We start from the raw sequence: 23,780 nt of genomic DNA, 5'->3' as shown, positions 1-23,780 counted from the left end.
AGGGCCGAGCGAATAGCGAGCTGCGAAACAGCCCGACCCCGAAGGCACTGAGGGGGCAGCCCCAAAAAACAATAGGCTAAAATATAGTATGAAACGGATTCTTTTTGTGGCCTTGCATCGGCCAAATCGCTCTCCTTCTCAGCGTTTTCGCTACGAGCAATATTTAGATTTTTTGCAGGAGAATGGCTATGAGTATGAGCTCTGTTATTTGATAGAGGCGGAGGATGATCCTGTCTTTTATGGGGCGGGGCAGTATTTGGGCAAAATGAAGGTTTTGTTGAAGAGTGTTTGGCGGCTTTGGCGGGCTTCTTCAGCTTGGGCCAAGCGATTTGATTTGATATATGTGCAGCGGGAGGCCTTTATGTTAGGGACTTCTTTTTTTGAGCGGCGTTTTGCTAAGCGGGCGCCTTTGGTGTTTGACTTTGATGATTCTATTTGGCTGCAAAATGTGTCGGCGAACAATAAGGCTTTGGGCTTTTTGAAAAATGCGAACAAAACAGCGGAATTGATTGCTTTGGCGGATATGGTTTTTGCGGGAAATCGCTATTTGGCTGATTATGCCAAGCAATATAATGAGTGTGTAAAGGTGTTGCCGACAACTGTGGATGAGGAGCGGCATCATCCTAAATTTAAGCCTGCCAAAGCAGCAGATGCGCCAGTTTGTATTGGTTGGACGGGCAGTTTTTCTACGGTGCAGTATTTTGAGCAGTTGTTGCCTGTTTTGCGCCGTTTGAAAGAAAAATATGGGGATAAGATTTACTTTAAGTTGATTGGAGATGCCAATTATCGCTTGCCTGAGTTGGATATTCAGGGAGTGGCTTGGACCGAGGCCGATGAGATTGAGCAATTGGTGGAGCTAGACATTGGGTTAATGCCTTTGCCCACCGATGAGTGGACCAAGGGCAAATGTGGCCTGAAAGGCTTGCAATATATGGCTTTGGGCTTGCCTGCGGTGATGTCGGCTGTGGGGGTAAATACCGAGATTATTAAGTCTGGGGTTAATGGCTTTTTGGCCGCTAATGAAGAGGAGTGGTTTGAGCAGCTTTCGGCTTTGATCGAATCGTCTGGGTTGCGGGAAAAGTTGGGCAAGGCAGGGCGTCAAAGCGTGTTAGAAGAGTATGCTGTAGTGGCCCAAAAGGAGCGCTATCTGGCCTTTTTTGATGAGTTGGTGGCGAAAAAAAAGCAAAAATAGGTAGCAGAAAGAAGAGCTGGAAAGAATAATTATCTAAAATAATATAGCTGAAAAGTTAAGCGTCTAACTGGTTTTTTCGCAGGGCTTTTGTATCTTTCAGGAGAAAGTATAATAAAAACATTAAAGAGCAGCTATATGGCAGATTTAGGTAAGATACAAGGCCTTATTGGGCAATATAATGGTCAGTTGACCAAATTGAAGGAGTTATTTTTAGCTGATGGCAAAATTGACCAAGAAGAACAGGCGCAATTGGATAAAATTGAGGGCTTGATTCATAGCTTGGGCGATCTTTTAGAAGATAAAATTGATTCGGCTCAGGCCGAAGCCGGAGAAGATGAGGAAGCGGGTGCTCCTCCTGCAGAGCTAGAAAGCAGCCAAAAAACAATTAAGGCTTCTGTGGGCCGTGGTGGAACCAATGATAAGGCCGATGTGCAGCTGGTTCAGGAATTACTCAAGGCAAAGGGCCATAATTTGACTGTTGATGGTTTGATTGGACCTGGTACTATTGGCGAAATTAAGGCTTTTCAGCAAGCGGCCTTTGGTTGGGCTGACGGGCGTATTGATCCAGGTGGACAAAGTTGGCAAGCGCTAAATGGAGCAGCTTCCGCTAGTTCAGATGATAGTAGCAGCTCGGAAGCTAGTGATAGTGCTAGCGATACTAGCGAAGAAGGTGGCGTTTCGGGTAAAGATTTTAGCCATCCCAATGCAGGAAATGTGAGCTTGAGCTATGGGGCTAAGGCCGTGAAAATGAACAGCAGAGCAGAAAAACTACTCAAAAGTATTTTGGCCGCTTGTGGAATGACTGGAGCTACAGTGACTTCAACGATTAGAACCTATCATGATCAGGCTCGGATTACTATGACGCAAACGCTACCTGGTCGTGGTGCAGAGACTGTGCGCAAGTGGTATGGCCAAGATGTATTGGATGCTTGTCGTAAGTATAGCGGAAATATTCAGGCCTTTGCTGATTGGTGGCAGAAAAGAGATCAAAATAGAGGTCGAGTATCAAGTAAACACCTTAGTAATCAAGCGCTAGATGTGGTTCCCAATGGTAATCGCTCTGTTTTTGCCAATAAAGTGGCAGAGTTGGTTCCTGTAGCGGGTTCTGGTGTTCGCCGAATCATTAAAAAGGGCCAGATGAACGAACCCGTAGATCATGTAGAATTTACCTTTAAAGTAACGGGATAAGAAATCAAAGCTTAGCCGAAAAAGAAAAGCCCCAGCCAATTTTGGCTGGGGCTTTCGTTTTTATTGACTCATCAGCTTAGTTGTTCTGATAGGTCTGTGCAAAAAAGCGCTTATAATCTTCAAAGTTGCGCTTTTGCAAAATGGTCCGATAGTTATTTTGACCAATGAAATAGACCTGATGGCTAGGGGCATCTTCCCCCAAAAACTCCTTATTGCCTTCAACCAGCTTATAGTATTCTTGAGCTTCTTTACCCGTTTTGAACTTACGGACGATTAAGGTAGGAAACTTACCATCGAGCATTAAGCTCGATACATTCAAGCGAAGCAGGCTATAATATTTCTTATTATAGTTGCTAATTGCGCCCTTAAAGCTATTCACTTTAGCAGAGGGATCGGGAAAACTAACAAGAATGTAGTGCCCCTGGCCCAAATCATTCTCAAAGATGTTGTTGAGTTCTTCATCCGTTTCTCCCGCAGCAATTGGGGTTTTGCCGCTTCCGCCTTTAACTTCTTCTCCCGTGAGAATGGCAATCATTTCTTTGGCCTTCTTCTCTTCATCGGTATTGGGGAAGCTAGTGACCACTGCTCGTAATGCTTGTACATAGGCTTTTTTGCCCTGCATCCCTCCCTGACAAATAGCGCCTAAGAGGGCAAAGCGAGCTTTAAGAGGATTATTCGCCCCATACTTTTTTGCCACCTTTTCCAAATCGCCATAAGCTTCTTCCGATTTGCCCGCTTGAATCATCGCATAAATGCGTTCATAATCCGCATTGATCGCCTTGAGTTCTTTTTCTTTGGCATTGAGGAAGTTGGGATCTTGCAAAGATTTGGCAATATCCGAATCGGCATATTGGTCCAAAATACGGCGTTTGCATTCCGCAGCTAAAGCATTTTGTCCTGTAGTCTGTGCAATATTATACATACTAAATAAGGCTTCGAGCTCTCTGGGATGGCCTGGAAAACGCTCTTGCAGTTCTTTAAACTTCTGCAAGGAACGCTCATTTTCTCCCAAACGCTCATAATAGAGTGTGGCCACCATAAAGAGTGCATCCCGCAATTCTTTTTCTGTAGCCTTTTTGCTGGCCTCATCTGCGGGGACGCCTGATTTTTTAAGAAAGTCGCTCACATCTTGCTCGGTTACAGGAGGGAGTTCTGTACTGGCCAAATCAGGCCCTTCTGTATCAAATCCATCGCCATTGCTACGGCGCCAGTTGTCGGCCCAAGGACGATCGCCCCAACGCTTTTTAAAGTCGCGCTCGCCTCGCTTGAGTTGACTTGCATTATAGAGGGCAAAATTTGACTTAACCAATTTGTTGGTGTTAATCACAGCAGCCGCTGCAGCAGGCTTACGATCATTGCTAGCATTGGCGGCCTCTAGCTCTTCTTTACGCTCTTGCTGTACCCATTCGCGCTGTTTTTCATAAGGCCAATTACTCACCATAATTAGGCTATCTTTTAGCTCATAGATCTGCATATTGGCCGCCAAATCTTTAAGCTGTTGAGTTCTTGCTTGTACTCCAGCCAAACGCTCATCCTCTTTTTGCATGCTGCGGCTAGTGGTATCATAGTAATTATAGGCGGGAATATAATCCTTGCGCTTATAGTATAATTCTGCCAACATATAGGCCGCCTCCGCTCTTTGAAAGCTCCCTTCTGGACTATTGGCCATGGCTTGTTGGAGGGCCAAAATACCATTTTCCTCACTACCCGCTCTAAACTGAACCTGAGCCAAAGCAAAGTAAATTTGGTCCTTATATTCCGCATTTTTGCCCTCTCTCAGCATGCGCTTGAGGGCATATTCTGGATTAAACTTGCGATCTTCTACTGAGGCCGCATTTGTGGCTCTTTTAAGGCGAGCATTAAATTCCATTTCATATTTGGGACGCAACCGAAGCACTCGTTTATAGGTATCCATGGCCAGTTTGTTTTGCCCCTGTTGCTCATAAAGCTGCGCCAAAACATAGACATAGCGATTTTTTTTGCGCTTGCCTCTGGTCAATTCAATGGCTTGTTCTAGTTCTGGAATTGCCTTTTCATACTCTTTCCGAATGAGCCAACTATGCGCCAAAACGGCATAAGCTTCCGCCTTGATTTTGCGACGCACACGACCATCTTCCAATAACAAGCGAAGGTAGGTCCCGGCCTCGTCATGACGACCCAATTCTACATAACTTTTGGCCAACCAAAGCATAGCCTCATAGCGCACAGGCGGGTGCTTAAGAAAATAGGAGGGAGGGTCTAGCTCACTAATATCTTCCTCTTCTACCTTTTTTTCTTCGGTCTTTTTTGTGCTCTTTTTCTTCTTAGAGCGCTTCTTTCTACGCTTCTTGCGGCGTTTTTTCTTCCGCTTTTTCTTTTTCTTCTTTTGGGCCCTTTCCTTTTTCTGGAAGGCCTTGCGCTCATCGGGGGTCATGGCCGAAATGGCCTTATCTGGATTATATTTATCGACAATATACTTAAAGGTCTCTGCCGATTTTTCATATTCCTGCTTGAGAAATTCCGATTGCCCGATCAAAAAATAACTATCATCTACCCAATGGCTGGGACGATGCAGCTCAATATTCACCGCACATTTCTTAATGGCATTATCTAAGGCGGGGGCAACCGCCTGGCCCGATTCTGCAGCGGCATAAGGATAAAGCGCCAACAACTGATTGTAGTTGTCTCGATGCGCTTGATTTAAGCTCTTAAAACTTTCATCAACCAATAGGCCCGCATTATAATAGCCATTGTAGCGGCCCGTCACATTGTGGTAGGCCTTGCCCAAGCCCGTAGTTGCTCCATCTTTGGTTTTGCAAGCGGCAAAAAGAAACAGTAGGCTGATGCTCAGCCAAATAAATTTTAATGATCGCATAAGGTATTTGCTAGTGAATTGCTGTCAGTACAATGATTTATTTTTGGGGCCTCAGCTGCGCTGCGCTTGCTGCGCTACGTCCGGCAGCTCGCTATTCGCTCGGCCCTGCGGCCAAACCGCCTAGGTCTGCGGCTGCGCCGCACTGCTACACATCGCTAGGCCAAGGACCGCTTGGCCTTATTTTTTGGCCTAAGCAAAAGGCGCTAATTTAGAAACGTAAAAAAAGGCTTTTTCTGTTGGTTCTAGGGCAAAAAAGCAGGCCGCAGGGCGAGCAAAGCGAGCTTTTGGGCGCCCGCAGGGCGCCTTTCAAGGACCAAAGGGAGTTTTTGAGCGGCCTAGCGATGCGGCGGGGTGGCGCAAAGCGCCAGACCCAGGCGGCAAAGCCGCCGCAGGGCCGAGCAGACCTGCGAGCCCCAAAGCGTAGCGCCTGCCGTAGGCAGGAGGCCCCAAAAACAGAAGAATTTGATCGCTTGGCCGAAAAAAGACCTAAGGCCTACAAAAATAAGGGCTTTGTTCGTATTTTCGCCATTTCTGGGCCCTTTCCTTGAAGCAGAGCCCAAGCATCCCAAAATCTAGATCAAGAGCTTTATGAGCGCTAAGCCTAATCATAAAAAGAAGAAAAAGCCTTTAATTCCTTGGATTTCTGCGCACCACAAACTGGTGGTCGTCAATGAACAGACTTATGTTGAGGAGAAAAGTTGGCGGTTGTCGCCCCTCAATGTGGCTCTGTTTTCAAGCAGTATTACGCTGGGAATTATTCTCCTGACCGTTTTAGTGATTCGTTTTTCTCCACTCAATTACTTGATGTCTTCGGGCAATAATAGCATAGCCGACTCTGGAGTTCGGAAGGAGCTCAAGCAGTTGTTGTTGCAAATGGACAGCCTAAAAATGGACATGGAAAACAATCAGGCGCAGACCGAAAGCATTAAGCAGCTGGCCAATGCGGAATTTGAGTACGAAAAAGATGTCGAAAAGCCTAAATCGGGCGGAAGCACCGAAACGGGCCAGAAAGCAGCGGCCCAGGGCGTGCCCGATCAATCTGAGGCCACCAAATCGGTGGTAGAAAGTGCGCAAATGGAGCGAGAATTGGGCTCTTTGATCCAAAGCATCTTTTTGGAAGATGAGGATCGACTCGATCGGCAGAGCTTTGTGCCTCCCGTCAAGGGCGTCGTTTCAGATAGTTTTGCCCCATCTCGCGCCCATTATGGGACCGATTTGGTGGCGCCCAAAGGCTCGGTGGTTCAAGCCGTAAGAGATGGGACCGTCATCATGTCGAGCTGGTCCGCCGATACGGGCCATATGATTGGGGTGCAACATAGCAACAACCTGATTTCTTGGTACAAACACAATTCGGCCCGCCTCAAAAAGACGGGAGATCGGGTAAAGGCGGGAGAAGCCGTGGCCATTATTGGCAACTCTGGAGAGATGAGCTCTGGGCCGCATCTGCACTTTGAGCTCTGGTATAATGGGCAACCGATCGATGCACAGAATTATATTGAGTTTTAGACTCCCCAAGCCGCCAATTGGCGGCTTTTTTTATTCCCTTACTCAACCCCCGCCCCAAAAACTTGTTTTCCTCAAAAAAAGCTATGCAAAAACATAAACTCGTCATTGCCATTGCGGGGGCCAGTGGCTCTATCTACGCCAAAGTATTATTTGATCGCCTGCTGCTTTTGCAAGCCCAATGGGAAAAAGTGGGGGTCGTCATGAGCGATAATGCCAAATTCAATTGGGAATTGGAGCTAGAGCACCAAGACTATAAAAATTACCCCTTTGATTTTTACGACAAAAGGGATTTTATGGCGCCTTTTGCTTCGGGCTCGGCCCAATATAACAGCATGATTGTTTGTCCCTGCTCCATGGGCTTTTTGGGCCGAGTTGCCGCGGGCATTTCCGACGATCTGAGCAGCCGAGCTGCCGATGTCATCCTCAAAGAGCGCCGCAAACTGATTTTGGTCAGTCGAGAAACCCCACTTAGCCTCATTCATCTGCAAAATATGCAGCGATTAACGGAGGCGGGAGCCATCATTTGCCCTGCGGTCCCTTCTTTTTACTCTAAGCCCAAAACCTTCGAAGAACTAGCTGCCACGGTAGTTGATCGCGCCCTAGATTTGGCCGGTTTCCAGTTAAATGATAGCTATCGCTGGGGAGAATCTGCAGACTAGTCGATAAAATTCCTTAGGGCCTCAAGCATTCCTAAAAATCATCTTATATTTGCGGGCGTATCCCTAATTTTTTAGTCTATCCAATTTCACTTTATGAAACAGCTCATCACTGTAGACGAGTTTATTATCCGCAAGCAACAAGATCTACCTTATGCCACTGGCGAACTGTCGGGACTTTTACGCGACCTCTGCCTAGCCTGCAAAATTATTAGCCGAGAGGTCAATAAAGCAGGCCTAGCCGATATTATTGGCTTGGCGGGAGTGGAAAACGCCTCTGGGGAAACGGTCCAAAAACTAGATGTTTTGGCCGATGAAATTCTTCAAGCATGTCTACAAAATAGTGGCGAATGCTGTGGCATCGCCTCTGAAGAGCAAGAGAGCTTTGTCGCTTTCGATAATTGTAAATCGGCTAAATATGTGGTGGCTTTTGATCCCCTCGATGGCTCTTCTAATATTGATGTAAATGTTTCTATTGGGACCATTTTCGCCATCTATCGCCGCAATTCTATTGATGGCCCCTGTACCCTAGAAGATTTCTTGCAAGATGGAGCCGAACAAGTGGCCGCAGGTTATGTCCTTTATGGCTCTTCTACCATGCTCGTTTATACTACGGGCCAAGGCGTCAACGGCTTTACCCTCGATCCTTCTATCGGAGAGTTTTGCCTCTCTCATCCCGATATCAAGATTCCCGAAAGCAAAAATTATTCGGTCAATCAAAGCCGCTACAAAACCTTCCCCGAAGGCGTGCGCCGCTTTATTGATACTTGCGTAGAGGAAGATATGCGCTTCCGCTATACGGGCTCTATGGTGGCCGATGTCCACCGCACCCTTATCAAAGGCGGGATTTTCATGTATCCCAGCAGCCCAAGCTCTACCTCTGGCAAATTGCGCCTGCTTTATGAATGCAATCCCATGGCTTTTGTCATTGAACAAGCTGGCGGAGCCGCAACCAATGGCCAAGAACGCATCTTGGAATTGGAAACCAAAGAACTACACCAACGCACGCCCATCTATATCGGCTCTAAAGGCTTGGTGGGCCGTTTGACTAAAAAAATGGAGCTGCTGCCCAATTTCTAATGCTATGAGTCAGTCTTTTCCCACCCTTGCCCTAGATCCACAAAAAGGCCGCAACCTAAATCGCATCAAAAAACAGTTGCCGCTTAGCCATGGACTCAAAGGCTATTATCTACTGGGGACCATTTTTTTGGTTTTTCCGCTCTTGCTTTTTGTGCTGCTTTTTGCCTTCGAAGCCCTGCCTTCTTTTGCCCTGATGACGGCTTTACTCTTGCTTTTTGAGCTGGCCGCCTTCTATTTTCTCTTCAAGGGCAACCAGATTCTACATCGCCGCAGCAGCTGCTTGGTCGATGGCGAACTGATGGAGGGCCAATTGATTGCCCAAAACGAAAAATGGAATTGGGGAAGCCTGTCCAAACAATACGAAATAGAATTACAACTATCTAATGGGAAAACAGCCCGCTTTTTCTGGCCCCAAAAAACGAATCAAGCCCCGCTAGATGGCCAACAACCAATCTGGGGACTTTACAACAGCCAAAGAGAAATTGCCTGCTTTGTAGAAGAAATCGGACTACAACTAGCCGAAGAAATGTTTCCTAAAGGTCCTAGCCGACGTAGATAAATAGTTTGTTGTTCTGGGGCCTCCGCCTCGCTTCGCTCGTCGGCGCTACGCTTTGGGGCTCGCTGTTACTTGCTTCGCTGCGTCGGCTCCCGTTGGTCGGGTCTGCTCGGCCCTGCGGCGGCTTTGCCGCCTTGGTCTGGCCTTACGGCCACCCCGCCGCATCGCTAGGCCGCTCATCTTTAGTTGTTGCTTTTGGTCTCCTTCTTCGGCCTTATTTAGAGTTTCCTGCAAAGGAGCTAAGCTCGCTTAGCAGCGAAATATTGGATACAGTTGTATTTTTTGTCTAAACTACTGCAGCCTAAAGGCCGCAGGGCCAAGCTGTAGGTTGAAACCTACAGCCAATTAACGAATACATTTTAATAAAAAAAATATGGAGGGTTAAAACCCTCCATAAATAAACATCTTTTAGGCGGCCTAAATCATAAATGCGGTTGCTATGAGGGCTGTTAAAAGCTGTGGAGGGTTTTAACCCTCCACGTTATGTATCTAGGATGTTTTTTGTTGTATGGCTGTAGGTTTTAACCTACAGCCCCATGTAGCAGGCCCGAAGGGCCGCAGGCCTAGCGATGTGCAGCAGTGCGGCGCAGCCGCAGACCAAGGCCGTCAGGCCGCAGGGCCGAGCGAGTAGCGAGCTGCGGAACGTAGCGCCCGCCGAAGGCGGGAGGCCCCAAAAAAGCAGGAGCCCTAACAACAAGGACTTTAGTCCGTCTTCGACGACCGAAGGGAGTAACGCCCCAAAACAAAAACGGCCCTCTTAGCATTTAAGAGAGCCGTTTAGCTATTTGGGAAAGACATTAAGACTTCTTTATGGGCAGTTTATAGCCGATAGAAAGCTGCATAATGGGGGTATTCAGGTAATCGCTAATCGTTTTGTTATCGTGTTGGTGCATATAGGCCAGTTCAACAGCGAGTTCTGGATTGAATTTGTAGCCTAGTCCAAGGTACAGCCAATTGCGGGCGAGGCCTTGAAAGCGGAAATTATCGGCTTGGTTGACCCAGATTTCGTCAAAGACATGTAGGAAAAGCGCTTGGTTTTCGCCTGTTTTGGCCAAGTTAGACTTAATTGTCATGCGGTAGCGGAAGCGGTTGCGGAAGGTATTATCGGTTTTATTCCACTCATCGGTCAGCAAGTTATGTTCCCATTGATCGACAAAACGATGTTCGAAGCGGTAGCGGTGAGCTACCTTAATCGCCTTGTTGAGCTTGTGATGAAAACTAACTTGTTCCCAGATGTTGTGTTCATTGCTATGTGGGGCCTTTTCGCTGCCAGGAAGGGCCCAAGAACCGATATAGGAATAGCCGATTGTGGCGGAAAAATGTGGATTGACAGAATAAGTCACATAAGGGCGGACCAGCAAATTGCGCCAGTTTTGGACCCAATCGTCGCGGCGAATGTGCAACTCATTGCCTACTTTCCAGTGGTCGTTAAATTTAGCGGTAGTGTGAAGGAAAAACCAGTTGTTAACTTCGTCTGTTTCTTGTGCTTGCACTTTTGAGGAAAAGGAAAAACAAAAGAGGAAAAGAATGCTAAGATAGAAGGCATAATTCTTCATGGCTTTAAAGTTTTAAATGTGCGTAATGTTTTTGGCGTATATTATCTGTTTGATAACTTATACTTTGCAAGTGTAGCGCAAATAGTTGGGAACTTATGTAGCAAGACTCACTTTATAGTTTATTTAGACTAGCCTAATGTTCTGTTAAATAATAGTTGTTATAATTATTCAACTTAGGAGAACTGCTTTGCGGGCTATTCTCTACCTTTGTATTGACCTTAGCCACTTAACTACTTATAAATCATGCGAAACTATATCTATAGCCTTTGCGGGTTATTCTTTTGCCTGCCCCTCTTTGCCCAATCAGCTCTTAATTGGGCCATTTATCAAGACAGTTTGGCTCAAACTACCAAGATAGGAGTGCAAAAGCAGCTCATGATGCGCTACTATGAAGCTAGTTTTACTTATAATCAAGCTGTAGATTCATCTTGGCGATTGAGTAAGTACCAAGAGGCGGGTGATTTGGCGCTAGTGGGCTTAGCTTATGCTTATTTGGGCGCTTATAAAAGGCCTTATGTAGAAGAATTAACAGCCTTGGTTCAGGATCAACTTAGTTGGGCCGAAGAACAAGCAGCAGAGCGCTTGCCTTATTATTATTTAGCCTATCATTACTTAGGGTATTTAGAAAACCTTGAACTGCCAGCACAAAAGGAGCGCTTAGACAAAGCTTTACTTTGGTTAGAAAAGAATGAGGAGAACTATCATGAGTTGTTGAAGCTAGATTTATATAGAGAGGGGGCTAGTTTTCATTTTGGCTTAGCCAATGAACCAGAAACAGCTTTAAAGTGGGCCAAAAAATTGGCTTTACTCCAACAGCCTCATGCGAAAACAATGGCCTATTTGCTCATGGCACAAATCTATCGCCAGAAGGGAAATTATGAGCGTACTTTAGAGGCTTTGGCCGCCTTGGAAGGGGAGAAAGTTTTTCCTCATGTTCGAGCAAAAAACTTGGCGAGTAGAGGTATTTGTTATTATAAATTGGGGCAAGAAAAACAGGCCTTACCTTACTTGCTAGAGGCTGCAAAGCAATTTGAGGACTTAGGGATGACCAAAAGTTTTTATGCTTTAGAGACCAATGCCTATTTATCCTTGTTGGATCAAAATGCTTTTAAATTACCTTTAACAGAGGAAATAAATCGAGGCGGACACGCTCAATTTCCTTTGTTTAAAGCCTATATCCACAAGCTAAAAAAGAATAAGGATCTTGAGGGTATTCAAGACTTAGCGGCTTCTTTAGCAGATGCTCGAAGACGAAAATCTGCCTTTCGAGAGCTCGCCAAAAATCAAGAAATTTATATTGCTTTGGGAGAGGCCGCCTTGGCATTAGATACGGCAGCCTTGGCGCTTCGTTATTTTGATGAGGCTCTTCGCTACCAAACGGCGGGCTTGGGGCAACAAGAAGGACTTAGCCAGCTGAAAGGCCAAGAAGGTTTGGCTATTTTATGGGGAATTTATCGAGCGCAAAAACAAATCAATGCCCCTTTGCTAGAGCAATATAAAAGTTGCCAAACGGCAATTAGCTTGGCCAAGGAATTAGAAAAGCAATTGGGCTCTAAAGGGGGGAAAGCAGCTTTAAGAGAACAAACTGAAAAAATTTATGAGTCTTTTCTAGAAACCGCAATTGCTCTGGAAAAAGCGGAGGCCGACCCCATTTATATTCAGCAAGCTTTTATCGAAATTGAGCTGGCTAAGGGCAGTTGGTTGCTCAGTTCTTTGCGCAATAAAGAGGCCCAGCAATTAGGCAATATCTCGGCGGAGCTTTTGGCCGAAGAGCGTAGCCTGCGCCAAGATATTAGCTATTATCAAGCGCAATTTAGCCGTGCAGAACGCAAATCAGATAGCTTGCGAGCACAAAAAATGCAAGCAATTCTTTTCCAAAAACGCCAAGCCTTGGAAGATTTGCTCGCTCAATTGGCTCAGAAATATCCCAGTTATAGTAGCTGGCAAGAAGAATTAGAGGAATTGGATTTAGCCGCTTTGCAGGAGAAATTAGCTCAAAATCAACAAAGTCTATTGGCTTATTTTATGGGCCCAAAAAATAGCTATTGCTTTCTTTTAGAAGCAGGCGAAATTCAATTATTTAGCCTAGGAACCACTCAACCACTACGTAAAAAACTGCAAAAATTTCAGCGACTCCTGCAACGGCCAAAAGAAGAAAGTAAACAGTTCAAAATGGACTTTATCCAAGCTGCTCATGCTCTTTATCAGCAACTTATGCCCCAAGCGCCTAAGCATGATTTACTCATTTCTCCTCATGCAGAATTGGCCCAGCTGGCTTTTAGTAGCCTGCTTATAAGTCCTGAAGAAGAAGCTTTTAGCCGCCTAAATTACCTCATCAAGCAGTACGCAATAAGTTACCTCTATGCCGCCAATTTCTATCTGCAAAATAGCCCAAAACGACAAGCTCAAGGTTTTTTAGCTATGGCGCCAACTTATGAAGGCCATGGAACTGCAGTGGATCGTCAAGCCTTAGATTGGACCCAAGCTCGCAAACAACTTCAGCCCTTGGCTGGAGCTGAGGCCGAACTCAATTATCTGGAAAAATACTTTAAGGGACAGTTTCTGCGCAGTGGGGCTGCCAACGAACAGCAGTTTAGAGAATTAGCTCCCCATGCCCGCTTTATTCACTTGGCCATGCACGCCATCACAGACCCTATGGCCCCTAGCTATTCGGCTCTCTTCTTTAGCGAAACCCAAGATAGTCTACTCGATGATTTATTATTGGCTTATGAACTCCCTGGTCTAAATTTATCTGCTGATTTAGTGGTGCTTTCTGCCTGCCAAACCGCTGCTGGCCGTTACCAAGCTGGAGAAGGGGCGCAAAGTCTTGGCCTTGGTTTCCGTTATGCTGGTGCCGCCAGCACGCTCAGCACGCTTTGGGAGGTCAATGATGAAAGTAGTCGCTTATTGATGGAGCTCTTTTATTCTAATTTAGAGGCGGGCCAAACTAAAGATAAGGCCCTACAAAATGCTCAAGTCCGCTACTTAGAATTAGTTGATCAAAAGGAAGTAGCTGCCCAACCCTTTTTCTGGGCCGCCTGGGTCCTCAGCGGAGACAGCCAAGCTGTTGATTTACCCCAAAAAACAAACTGGTCTATCTATATCTGGGGTATAGGAACCCTTCTTCTCTTGCTGTTGGCTTTGGGTTTTTATTGGCGCAAAAAACAAAATCACTTTAGCTAGATTTTGGGGCCTGCGGCCAGTTCGGCCTTTGGCCTCAGTTGGCCGCCGCTACGTTGCGGGGCTCGCTGCTCGCTCGGCCCTGCGGCGGCCTTTGCCGCCTTGGTCTGGCCTTCGGCCACCCCTCCACATCGCTAGGCCAGGCTGCTTTTGGTCCAATAAAAAGCCCCCGCAATGACTGCGGGGGCTTTTCTGATTAGATAGTCTACCAAAGGCTCCACCATTGCTCCTCATCCTTTTGTTGTGGGTCGATGGGATGAAGAGATTCTGCTAAGCCAGAACTACCCAAAGTAGCTGTATCTTCTGCTGTAACTTGTTGCTTTTGCTCTTTATAAGCATATTTCTTAGTGCTAGACTGAGCAAAATAGGCCTTCCAAGCTTGCTTATTTTCTTCTTTGGCCAAAATGCGATTTACTTGTTCGCAAAGGGCTTGGCCTTTATCGGCTTGGACCATACGAACATAATTCGCAAAGCCCTTAATGCTGGCCAAAATAAAGCCTTGGCCCCATTCCGCTGCTTGATAGCCTTTAGTGTCTATGGTATGCAAACAGGCTCTAAACTTCTTCAAGCTTTTGCGATCTACGGCTACTTGCTCATTTACGGTAAGGCCAGTTACCTCTTGGCGGCGGCCTTTGCGCATAATTTTGAGCTTTTTGGGGTGAATCACAAAGCCTTCATCTTGGATAATCTGCTGTGCCTGCCAAATAATGCGGCTAATATTGCTCGTATCCTGAGCAGAGAAGCTTAGGTCATCGGCATAGCGGCTATAGGTCCAACCTAGTTTTTTCGCTACACCTTCAAAACGGCGGTCCATGCGGCGGCAAAGCCAGTTCGTGATTGCGGGACTAGTGGGGGCGCCCTGTGGTAAATAGCGTTCTCCTTTTTGGGCATAATACAATTGCCCATCTATTTCTACTTGGTCCACCTCAGGTTCTGTGGTCAATAGCGCAAAAATAATTGCCTGTTGCTCAGAATAGCCCAAGCCCTTAAACATCCCCTTCACTCGAGGGTAGGTTACGGTAGGAAAAAAGTCTTTGAGGTCCATATTGATGACGACCTCTTTTTTCTCATGCAATTTAGCATTACTCACAATAGAGCGCTGCGGCACAAAACCATGGGCGGCTTCATGCATCTCCAAGCGAGAAAGTACATTTTCTAGTAGCCAATATTGTGCAGTTTTAAGCATTGGACGAGGGGCTGAAATCAGACGTTTGCCCCCTGTTTTCTTGGCTAAATAAAAGCGTTCATAATGCGATACTGTAGACAGCTTTCGTTGAAAGCAAAGGTAGCGCAAACGCCCTACAGAAATCTCCATAGCATCTGCCAGCTCCTTAATATCCTTAAATGCAGGGAGATTTAAAGCGGCTAATTTTTCTAGGTCAGCTTCTTCTTCACTCAAGCCAGCAGAATAATCCTTACCTAAAAAGACAATGCTTCGTTCTTTCTTTTCTTGCCAAGCTTTAGCACGGGCTTCTTTTTCCGCCTTACGGCGTTCCTTGGTCTCTTCTCTACGGGCGAGAGCATCGGCCATGCGTTTTTTGCGCATTTCGGCTAGCATGCGTTCTTTATCTCGAAACATGCGTTGCTTCTCCATCAGCTCGCGGAGCTCTCTGCGGAGGGCTCCTTTCTTTTGGATCAGCTCCTCAGATATTTTTGGAGCTTCTTCGGAAGTATCCCAAAAGCCAAGGCGTTTCATTTCTTCTAAAATGTATTCCTCTTTAGACGTTTGACGGATACGGTCATAAATCTGTTGACGGGTCATTCGATGATCAGACATAGGGAGCAGATTGAGACAAAAAAAAACTACTTTCAATTTGGGAGAACTAAGGCAGAAGCCCAGTTGGTCCAAAATTGAAAGTAGCTGCAAAAGAAAAAAGAAGGAGAGAAGATTTACTTCGTACAATCATAGAACTAAGAGAATCAACTCCAGCGAACCGTCGTAGGTGCCCCTACTATGCGCCCTATAGAGTCTACGACTCGAAACCGAATAGGGCGCATAGTAGGGGCACCTACGACGGTTCGCATCATAAAGATTCTTCCTTAGTGAGCAGTGAAGAGTAATATCGCTTGAACGCCGAAACAGCGCTCTTTTTGCAAGACTTTGTCTTCTCTTGATCCTTCTTTTCAATATCTATATAGAGATGCTTGCCATCCCCATTTGTCTGTTACAATTATAGATATTCTTTAGCAGCTTGTCAAGTTTTTATTTAAATTTTTTCAAAAAATTATCAAAATAGTGAAGCTTTGGCCCTTTTTGCGGTAGACAGGCGGCGAAGCCGCCGCAGGCCTAGCGATGTGGAGGGGTGGCCGCAGGCCAGACCGAGGCGGCAAAGCCGCCGAAGGGCCGAGCGAGCAGCGAGCCCCGAAACGTAGCGCCGCAGCTTTGCTGCGGAGGCCCCAAAAAAATCGCTAGATCAGTTTTCCTGTTTTGCGATTATGGGCCATACGAGTGGCTAAGATGTGTTCGCAGGGGCCTTTGCGCAATTTATTCATTTGAAAATGATTGCAATTGCATTCGGCTTGGACCATGCGGTCATCGGCATCGATAAGGAGTTGGCATTGGTAGTTGCGTTGCTCTCCTTTAATTTGTGCGGACAGTCGAGTTTGGCCATTTTGCTGTGCCTCTGCGGATAAATTGCTGAGGCGGTTTTTGTCCAAAATTTTGTTGGCTTTTTCCTCTTGCGGTGAAGCAAAGCGGAGCAGTTTCATATCGAGAGGTTCGCGATGCAATTCTCTGAGGCGGTAAACGCCCAGGGTAGGATCAAAGATCACTCGGCCTGCTTGCGTATAGGCTTGCAAGGCTGCGCTGACGATATCTGTGCCTAATTCCAGGCGTTCTGCGAGGCTATCTACCGACTCGAAATAAGTGGTTTTGAGTGCCTCGAAAACGGTTTGTTTGGTCCAATCGTCTACCTCTAAGCGAGGGGCGAGCAGATCAAAGTTACCAGCTCTGGACCAATCGTTATCGGTCCAGCCAGAAAGGCCCAAAGTAAAGACCATATCTCCCTCTAGTTGGGCCTCATAGAAAGAAGGCAAACCAGAACCGAGGAAGCTGACTGTAAATTTTTTGGCTTGTGGAATCAGGCGCTCTAAAATGAGTAAGCGGCGGCGGCCCCAAATGCGGACCTCCTCTGCTTTTGGCCCATGATAAATAGAGCGGCGGCAGATAATTTCTTTATTCCAAGGTTCTACCACCACCTTAACGGGCTGCCCAGGGCGAAGTTGAAAGCGCAAAGAGCGGGGGCCATGTGTTTCTTTGAAGCGGCGCAAAAGCTGGCAGATGCTATGAATATCCATGGGATGCAGGTCAAAGCGAATGAGGGGCATCGTCATGGCGGAGCTCACTTGAAGGAAGCCGCGGACCCAGCTTTCGGGCAGGTCAATTTTGACCTCTTTATATAAATCTTGGTCTTCTGTTTGGATTTCGAAGCCAGAAGGATCTACTCGAAAATCGGTTTCCTTATAGTTTCGAATCTTTTGAAACTCATTATAGAGGGCTGCGGAGTAGTCAATATTGGTTGTTCCGCAAGAAAACTCGTCAATATTCTTAAAGACATTGTAGCCACAGCTGAGCTTACCATAAGTAGATTCATCTTGGCTAAAGCACTCAAAGAAAATGCTATCGGGATGGGTAGTGATAACGGGATCCAGGACGATCCAAGCATCAAAATCCTTTTTATAGAGGTAATTAAAATACTCTCTTTGTTTTTTGTAGAAATGCTGCATTACGCCTCGTTCCTGCTCTTCTACCCCTGCTAATTCCACAGAAATATCTTCGATTCGTTTTTTGATATTGGCTTCATCTCCAGCAATTTCGCCGAGGTATTGGGCTAGCCAAACCTCTTCTTGTTCTTTGGCCCAGGCCAAATAGGCGGATTTATCGCGAGGTTTGAAGCGAAGATCAGAAACTACTACAGCATTCAAGGCAGAGATAGCTTCTCTAAAGGCAATTTTCTTGTGCAATTGGCCCACAAAAAAAGTAGGCTCGCGCAAACTATCAGGGGCAAAAGACATCGCCGTTTGCCCAGCTTTATTTTTCACGGAGGAAGTTCCTCCATACTTATAATTAAATAACATATTGAGCTAGACTAAGATTGAGTGGGATAATCGTGAATCGCAATAGGCTGTTCGAGCAAGGGGTATTGGTCCTGCAAATCGCGTAGCACAATAACGGCCTGTTCTTTATCGCCAATAGCTGCTGTGGCCGAGACAAAAGTAGCTAAATCAGAGAGGAATTGTGCTACTTCAAAAGAGGCTTTAGCTTCTTTTGCTAAAAAGCTCCAGATGCGATCTTTGGCAATTCGGCCTTTATTTACTTGGGCCAAAACCGTATAGAAATAATCGCGTAGCGATAGAATCCGCTCAGGATGTCCCGCAGCGAAACGCTCCAGATAGTTGGTTGCATAAAGTTGTAGTTCTGGGCGGGGGTGCTGACTCAATTGCTCCAAATACATGGGACCATCTTCTTCCTCAAAGAAGCGAGTGATGAGTTGGCGACCAAACTGCTGTACATCTTCGCGCACTGAATCGCAAATGCCCACCATCAAGCTGGGGCTCCAATCTTCTGCGGTATAAGCTTCGCCAAAGAAAGTAAAGGCAAACTGTCGAGAGTCGGCCCAATCTACATCTAGTAGACGTAAAGCCTCTTCTCTTTCGTAGCGCATACGATCTTTTTGCTCCTTAAACATTTTCCAGGCAAGTTCGCGCACAGCTACAATTTCGTGATTGGCTAAGCGAACGGTATTGGCCACAGACAAAGAGTCATAAGGGATATAACGATCAATTAAAAGGGCGGCTAATTCTTGTGCAGGGGCATATTTTGCATTAAGTAGGCGGAAAATAAACTTCCGGTCCACTTCAACTAAACATCCTTCTAGCTCGGTAGTTAGCATATCGGCAAAAAGTGCATGCAAGCCCTCAATTTTTTCTTTGCGGATCAATCTGCGCAAGAGTTGTTGCATTTGATCTACAGCAAAAGCTTGATTTTGGGCATAGAGTGGGACTAAAATCTCTCGAGTGCCTAAGCGAACATCTTCTTCCTTATGTTCTAGCAGAGACAAGAGAAATTCTCCTTCTTGCAAGAGCTTTTGTTCTGAAGAATTTTGGAGTAATTCTAGGCCATATTGCCAATAATCGGCTGTTTTACCAAAAAGGTATTGAATATCTTCAAAGGGAATTTGCATTGCTTCTGCGGCATGGCCTTTAAGCAACTGCAAACCGAAAGCTTGTTGCTGAGGTAAAGGCAAGCGTAAAAACTTCCCGATTAAATCTAAGCTGAGTTGTTCTAATTCGGCCTTGAAGTGAGTTGTTAGTAGCGTTTCCACCTCTGTCATCAAGATCTGGCGATCTTGGCCCGAGCGCAACAAGAAACCTAATAAGCGACCTAAAAGCGCTTGACGTTTAGCGGGTTCATATACCTCTACAATACGTCCTAGGGCCTCTTGCGCCCAAGCTCTTAAATCTTGGCGTTCATGCAACAAGAGGTTATAGACCAAGTCTAGATCGGCAAAATAATCGAAGAAATCGGCTTGGAGCCAAGCCAAAGCCTGTTCTCTAGCTTTTGCATAATCATGGTCCAAAAGGTAAAGCAGAATGGAAGTGGGTTTACCCGATTGCTCATAAGTGGCTACAATTTTCTGTAGGGCCCAGGTCTGTATAGGCAAATATGTACGGCTCAATAACTGTTTCCAGTAAGCTAATCCCAAGCGATTTTGCAAGCTCTTGGCCTCGGGATGCGCCATAAATGCCGTATGGGCAAACTCCAATACCTTTTGACTTTTGGCCTCTGCCATTAGGTGCAAAAAGGCTTTGGGTTCTTGTTGCCAAAGATCAGCATATTTAGTTTCTGAAAGTGCTGCGGGTAAGGGCTGATCAGGATCATAATTATCTCCATAAACCCATTCTTGTTTCATTGGAGCGTACAGATATCGCTGACTGTTTGCATAGAGAATTTCGTTGAAGATCAATTCTCTAGAATAGCTGGGGTAATGGTATACCGTTGCAATCCAACGTTGTTTATTATTGTCAAAGCGCCAACTTTTTTCTCTACGGTCTGTGCGCCCATCACGATGATCATCATATTGAAGAAGGATGCTAGTGGCCATAGCTACATAGGCAATGTTTCCTTTTTGGCCCAATTGATCTAGCTCTCTACGCATGTAGTCACTAAAATACTTTTTGGTCAAATTGGAGAAGGCCAAACGACTATCCTCTTTTTTCAACTCATCTTTTGGTCGCATGCGGTTATAGCTTACCCAAACATATTGATTGCTGCGGCGGGGCATTTTATATTGGGGACTCGCCTTTTCAAAGCGATAAGCCAAGGCGCCCCAGAACTGTGCATCTTTGCGGAAAGTAGCCATTTTAAAGAGGCGACGCAGGAGGCGGAAGCTATTGGGACGAAACTCCATTTCGCAAATGACTTCCAAAAGCGCCTTGCGACAATAAGGCATGGCTGGAGACAATAAATAGAGCATGGCAAAAGCCTCCTCCATACTTTTATCTCCCTTAGCTTTACGCAACTGATAGGCTAAGGCATCCATATCTTTACGGTCCAAAGCCTTTTGCCAAAGTTCAGGTAGTTTGGGCAGTTCTTCTTCGAGCAAAGCCTGCTGTCCTGCCGCGTTTGCTAATTCCCAATAAACAAAAGGAGCTAGCTTTTTAGCTGTAGGCGCTTTTTTCTTGCTTCTCCAAAAAGTTAATAGGTTGCTGAGATCCTCTATTTCTGTATCAAGTTGAGCTGTAGCCCAAAGCAAACTATAGAGTTCTAAATCATTTACCGATTTACCTCGATGATTTTGCTCAAAAAGGGCCCAGCAATATGGTCCAGCGGCTTTTATGTTAAGGCTGGCCGCTCGCCAAGCAACTCTAGAGAGTTTCCAGTTGCGGGCCTTTTGGGCCTCTGGATCTAGTTGAGCGAGCTGCAAATGGTATAGTATCCAAGCCGCTTGTGCTTTTTCTCCTTCTAGAGATTTATCTGGAGGCTCAATAGCTGCAACTTGCTTAGCCTGACTCTTTTCAGAGACATCTAAATAGCCCTTTTTCATTTTATCCTGTAGCAATTTATTGTACAGATTACGGGCCTTGGTTTCATCTACAGGCGTAGGCGTTTTGCTTCCCTCTCGTAGGGGACCGCCTGTTTTTCCATAACGGAAATTTACTAGAAAGGCCCCTGCTTCTAATTCGCAAAGGTCTACTTCATATACTTTATCAGAATTCCCCTGCTTAAAATGCAGGCGCTTTTGTTCTATTAGCTTCATCGGCAAAAGGATAAAATGGGCTTTTTAAGGCCTAGGTCTTAATTTGTAGCTCATATTATCGCTTTTTGATGACATTAGCGAGTTTTTTAAGCAAAAAAAGGGAATTTTATTTCTATCTCATGGCTAAAGTCTAAAAAGTTCCGCCCGCTTCCCTGAGGGATTCCTTAAGGAATCCCGTAGAGGGGCGGGTGGGCGGGGATATATCAAAGCATGAGGAGCGCAGCGACGAATACCGCTTTTCTGCGAAGGCCTGAAGGGCCGCTGAGGGCCCAGCGCTGCGGAGGGGTGGCCAAAGGCCAGACCGAGCCAGCTTGCTGGCGAAGGGCCGAGCGAATAGCGAGCCCCGCAGCATAGCGGCGGCCGCCCCAGGAAGGGCGGCCGCGGGCCCCAAAAAATCTAAATCAAAATAAACTTTCCCTTAAATCTGAACAGAAAGCGGGCATCCCTTTGCTGATTCAGTATCTTAGGAGCTTATTCAGCAAAACAAATCATCGCTTATGCGCCAATTTATTTTATGGGCCTTCGTTTTGGCCCTACCTGCTTGCCTTTGGAGCCAAGACCTTGGTCAAGAATTACAAAAACTAGAAGCTCAAAAGCAAAGCCTAGACGAACAGAAAACAGCCCTCATTCAGCAAATTGAAGCGTTGCGCCTGCAGAAGATTCGAGCCGATTTGAAGAAAGTGGGGCTGCCAAAAGATGGCGTAGAAGGGGAATTGGTTGAGCATGCCGCCATGATTTTGAATTACTCAGAAGCCCATGAACAGGCCGCTTGGGTGGCCCATATTATCCCGCCTGCGGTGATGGAAGGCAATCTTAGCCGAACCAATGATTTTAGAGAAGATGAGTTGGTCAGTACAGGAACGGCGGTAAAATCCGATTATTGGTATAGTGGTTATGATCGCGGGCATTTGGCCCCCTCTGCCGATTTTCGCTGGTCTAAAACGGCCATTAGTGAGTCCTATTATTACTCTAATATGAGTCCCCAATTGCCCGAATTTAACCGAGAGGGCTGGGCCGACTTGGAGCGTTGGGTTCGAGGCACCGTCTTTTCTCACAAACGCTCGATGTTGGTCATTACGGGCCCTATTTTGAAGGAGGGCTTGCCACAAATTACGCAAGGCCCCAATAAAGTGAGCATTCCCGAAGCCTTTTTTAAGGTCGTTTTGGACCTAGAGGCTGAGCAGCCTAAAGCCATCGCCTTTATCATGAAAAATGGCAGCTGCAACAACCCAACTATCAGTTACGCGGTTTCGGTGGATGAGGTGGAGGCCCAAACGGGCTTGGATTTCTTTAGCAATTTGCCCGAAGAGGAAGAAAAACGCCTAGAAGCCATGGAGGACCCTTCTAGCTGGGAAAAAACGACGGAAGGCCGCTTGGCCGATGTTCCACCTCTTAGCAATGAAGAATTGCCCAAAGATTGCATCAGCACAGCCGATGCACAGGTTTTTATGAATCAAAAGGCCTGCGTCTGCGGCACGGTCGTATCGACCAAAAAGACGAAATCTGGCTCTGTCTTTATCAATCTGGACACAAAATTCCCCAACCAGATTTTTTCTGTAACGATCTGGGGCAAAGACATCAAACATTTTTCTTATTCGCCAGAGACGGAACTCTATGGCAAGCAAATTTGTGTAAAGGGGAAAATTACAGATTACAAAGGGACCCCGACCATGAATATCACTCATGAAAAGAAGGTGGAATTTATGGAAGAAATGCCAGAGAAGAAATAGAATTTGGGGCTGCCCCTCGCTTCGCTCGGGTCGGGCCATTTCGCAGCTCGCAGGTCTGCTCGGCCCTGCGGCGCTTGCAGCGCCTTGGTCTGCCGCCTTCGGCGGCCCTGCTCCAGCCCCTCAGCCTGCGGCCCTTCGGGCCTGTCCCATCCAAAAAATCAATCCATCGCATGAATTACCAAGAACAAATTGCGGCCAATAAGGCCGTTTGGGAACAAAGAGCCGCTTTGCATCCCGAAACCGAATTTTATCAGCAAGCCGCTTTTATGCAAGGGCAAACGAGCTTGCAGTCTATAGAGCTCTCCTTATTGGAGGCAGATTTATCGGGCAAAAGAGTCTTGCATCTGCAATGTCATTTTGGGCAAGATAGTCTGTCTTTGGCCCGCATGGGCGCAGAAGTCGTGGGCCTAGACATCTCAGAAACCGCCATTGCCAAAGCGCAAAGCTTAGCAGAAGAATTAGCGCTCAATGCCCGATTCTATGCCGGTAATGTTTTAGATGCTCAAAAGATTTTGGCCCAAGAAGCTCCTTTTGATCTCATTTTTTGTTCTTATGGAGTGGTCTATTGGCTGCCCGACTTACTGCAATGGGGCCAAGAAATAGGACCATTGCTTAAAACTGGCGGGCAATTCCTTTTGGTTGAGTTTCACCCTATGGTCTGGATGTTTGACGATAACTTTAGTTATATTCAATACAGTTATTTTGACCAGGGCGTTATTGAGACCGAAGAAGAGGGAAGCTATGCCAACCGAAGCGCCGATATTCAAGGAAAATCCTATGGCTGGAATCACAGCCTTTCAGAGATGACTGCCGCACTGACAGAAGGGGCAGGTTGGCAACTCAGTTATCTCAAAGAGTATAAGTTTTCGCCTTATAACTGCTTTAATAATACGGTCCCACATCCCAAAGGCTACCAAATTAAAGGTTTAGAAGATAAACTCCCTATGGTCTTTGCTTTAGCGGCCCAAAAGCCCTAAACAGTAAGCAAAAGGGGGCACTCGCCATTGGCGAGCGCCCCCTTTT

At 46.2% G+C, this 23,780-nt stretch carries 14 protein-coding genes; 9 read left to right on the top strand and 5 right to left on the bottom strand.

Annotated features, from left to right (window positions below; all coding sequences use genetic code 11):
* The first annotated feature begins 88 nt into the window (after window positions 1-88).
* Window positions 89-1,192 carry a glycosyltransferase family 4 protein gene (locus PPO43_RS03720; RefSeq protein ID WP_272620462.1) on the top strand — a complete coding sequence of 368 codons (1,104 nt, stop codon included), beginning with the start codon at window positions 89-91 and terminating at the stop codon, window positions 1,190-1,192.
* Between the two features lie 135 nt (window positions 1,193-1,327).
* The gene (locus PPO43_RS03715) at window positions 1,328-2,380 is read left to right on the top strand and encodes a peptidoglycan-binding domain-containing protein (protein WP_272620461.1); all 1,053 of its coding nucleotides are present in this window, start codon (window positions 1,328-1,330) and stop codon (window positions 2,378-2,380) included.
* Between the two features lie 76 nt (window positions 2,381-2,456).
* Here PPO43_RS03715 and porW read toward each other — a convergent pair whose 3' ends face one another.
* A complete protein-coding gene (gene porW / locus PPO43_RS03710; RefSeq protein ID WP_272620460.1) occupies window positions 2,457-5,234 on the bottom strand; it encodes a type IX secretion system periplasmic lipoprotein PorW/SprE in 2,778 nt (925 codons plus the stop codon).
* Window positions 5,235-5,822: 588 nt separating this feature from the next.
* Between porW and PPO43_RS03705 the strand changes: the two genes are divergently transcribed.
* From PPO43_RS03705 to PPO43_RS03690, 4 genes are all read left to right on the top strand, one after another.
* Entirely contained in the window at window positions 5,823-6,740 is a 918-nt protein-coding gene (locus PPO43_RS03705; RefSeq protein WP_272620459.1) for a M23 family metallopeptidase, read from the top strand.
* 83 nt (window positions 6,741-6,823) lie between these two features.
* Window positions 6,824-7,399, top strand: coding sequence for a UbiX family flavin prenyltransferase (locus PPO43_RS03700; protein WP_272620458.1), 576 nt, complete (start codon window positions 6,824-6,826; stop codon window positions 7,397-7,399).
* A gap of 93 nt (window positions 7,400-7,492) precedes the next feature.
* Window positions 7,493-8,476 (top strand): class 1 fructose-bisphosphatase, encoded by a 984-nt coding sequence (fbp, locus tag PPO43_RS03695; protein ID WP_272620457.1) that lies wholly within the window; start codon window positions 7,493-7,495, stop codon window positions 8,474-8,476.
* Between the two features lie 4 nt (window positions 8,477-8,480).
* Window positions 8,481-9,035, top strand: coding sequence for a hypothetical protein (locus PPO43_RS03690; RefSeq protein ID WP_272620456.1), 555 nt, complete (start codon window positions 8,481-8,483; stop codon window positions 9,033-9,035).
* Window positions 9,036-9,829: 794 nt separating this feature from the next.
* Here PPO43_RS03690 and PPO43_RS03685 read toward each other — a convergent pair.
* A complete protein-coding gene (locus PPO43_RS03685) occupies window positions 9,830-10,588 on the bottom strand; it encodes a DUF2490 domain-containing protein (protein ID WP_272620455.1) in 759 nt (252 codons plus the stop codon).
* Between the two features lie 243 nt (window positions 10,589-10,831).
* Here PPO43_RS03685 and PPO43_RS03680 point away from each other — a divergent pair, with 243 nt between their 5' ends.
* Window positions 10,832-13,771 carry a CHAT domain-containing protein gene (locus tag PPO43_RS03680; RefSeq protein WP_272620454.1) on the top strand — a complete coding sequence of 980 codons (2,940 nt, stop codon included), beginning with the start codon at window positions 10,832-10,834 and terminating at the stop codon, window positions 13,769-13,771.
* Between the two features lie 202 nt (window positions 13,772-13,973).
* On the opposite strand, the gene PPO43_RS03675 is transcribed toward PPO43_RS03680, so the two are convergent.
* The 3 genes from PPO43_RS03675 to PPO43_RS03665 form a co-directional block, all read right to left on the bottom strand.
* The gene (locus tag PPO43_RS03675; RefSeq protein ID WP_272620453.1) at window positions 13,974-15,545 is read right to left on the bottom strand and encodes a reverse transcriptase family protein; all 1,572 of its coding nucleotides are present in this window, start codon (window positions 15,543-15,545) and stop codon (window positions 13,974-13,976) included.
* 632 nt (window positions 15,546-16,177) lie between these two features.
* A complete protein-coding gene (locus tag PPO43_RS03670) occupies window positions 16,178-17,845 on the bottom strand; it encodes an SWIM zinc finger family protein (protein WP_272620452.1) in 1,668 nt (555 codons plus the stop codon).
* A gap of 11 nt (window positions 17,846-17,856) precedes the next feature.
* Entirely contained in the window at window positions 17,857-21,027 is a 3,171-nt protein-coding gene (locus PPO43_RS03665; RefSeq protein ID WP_272620451.1) for a WGR domain-containing protein, read from the bottom strand.
* 497 nt (window positions 21,028-21,524) lie between these two features.
* Here PPO43_RS03665 and PPO43_RS03660 point away from each other — a divergent pair, with 497 nt between their 5' ends.
* Together PPO43_RS03660 and PPO43_RS03655 are read left to right on the top strand one after the other, a co-directional pair.
* Window positions 21,525-22,757: a DNA/RNA non-specific endonuclease gene (locus tag PPO43_RS03660; protein WP_272620450.1), complete on the top strand. Its 1,233-nt coding sequence runs from the start codon at window positions 21,525-21,527 to the stop codon at window positions 22,755-22,757.
* A gap of 170 nt (window positions 22,758-22,927) precedes the next feature.
* Window positions 22,928-23,734 carry a class I SAM-dependent methyltransferase gene (locus PPO43_RS03655; protein ID WP_272620449.1) on the top strand — a complete coding sequence of 269 codons (807 nt, stop codon included), beginning with the start codon at window positions 22,928-22,930 and terminating at the stop codon, window positions 23,732-23,734.
* Window positions 23,735-23,780: the final 46 nt, after the last annotated feature.

It is taken from the genome of Saprospira sp. CCB-QB6 (assembly GCF_028464065.1).
GTDB lineage: Bacteria > Bacteroidota > Bacteroidia > Chitinophagales > Saprospiraceae > Saprospira.
This window is presented reverse-complemented; position numbering and strand designations above follow the sequence as displayed.

Bases quoted from the DNA above. Each gene is read 5' to 3' on its own strand.
- PPO43_RS03720 (WP_272620462.1), top strand. From the start codon at position 89: ATGAAACGGATTCTTTTTGTGGCCTTGCATCGGCCAAATCGCTCTCCT.
- PPO43_RS03715 (WP_272620461.1), top strand. From the start codon at position 1,328: ATGGCAGATTTAGGTAAGATACAAGGCCTTATTGGGCAATATAATGGT.
- porW (WP_272620460.1), bottom strand. From the start codon at position 5,234: ATGCGATCATTAAAATTTATTTGGCTGAGCATCAGCCTACTGTTTCTT.
- PPO43_RS03705 (WP_272620459.1), top strand. From the start codon at position 5,823: ATGAGCGCTAAGCCTAATCATAAAAAGAAGAAAAAGCCTTTAATTCCT.
- PPO43_RS03700 (WP_272620458.1), top strand. From the start codon at position 6,824: ATGCAAAAACATAAACTCGTCATTGCCATTGCGGGGGCCAGTGGCTCT.
- fbp (WP_272620457.1), top strand. From the start codon at position 7,493: ATGAAACAGCTCATCACTGTAGACGAGTTTATTATCCGCAAGCAACAA.
- PPO43_RS03690 (WP_272620456.1), top strand. From the start codon at position 8,481: ATGAGTCAGTCTTTTCCCACCCTTGCCCTAGATCCACAAAAAGGCCGC.
- PPO43_RS03685 (WP_272620455.1), bottom strand. From the start codon at position 10,588: ATGAAGAATTATGCCTTCTATCTTAGCATTCTTTTCCTCTTTTGTTTT.
- PPO43_RS03680 (WP_272620454.1), top strand. From the start codon at position 10,832: ATGCGAAACTATATCTATAGCCTTTGCGGGTTATTCTTTTGCCTGCCC.
- PPO43_RS03675 (WP_272620453.1), bottom strand. From the start codon at position 15,545: ATGTCTGATCATCGAATGACCCGTCAACAGATTTATGACCGTATCCGT.
- PPO43_RS03670 (WP_272620452.1), bottom strand. From the start codon at position 17,845: ATGTTATTTAATTATAAGTATGGAGGAACTTCCTCCGTGAAAAATAAA.
- PPO43_RS03665 (WP_272620451.1), bottom strand. From the start codon at position 21,027: ATGAAGCTAATAGAACAAAAGCGCCTGCATTTTAAGCAGGGGAATTCT.
- PPO43_RS03660 (WP_272620450.1), top strand. From the start codon at position 21,525: ATGCGCCAATTTATTTTATGGGCCTTCGTTTTGGCCCTACCTGCTTGC.
- PPO43_RS03655 (WP_272620449.1), top strand. From the start codon at position 22,928: ATGAATTACCAAGAACAAATTGCGGCCAATAAGGCCGTTTGGGAACAA.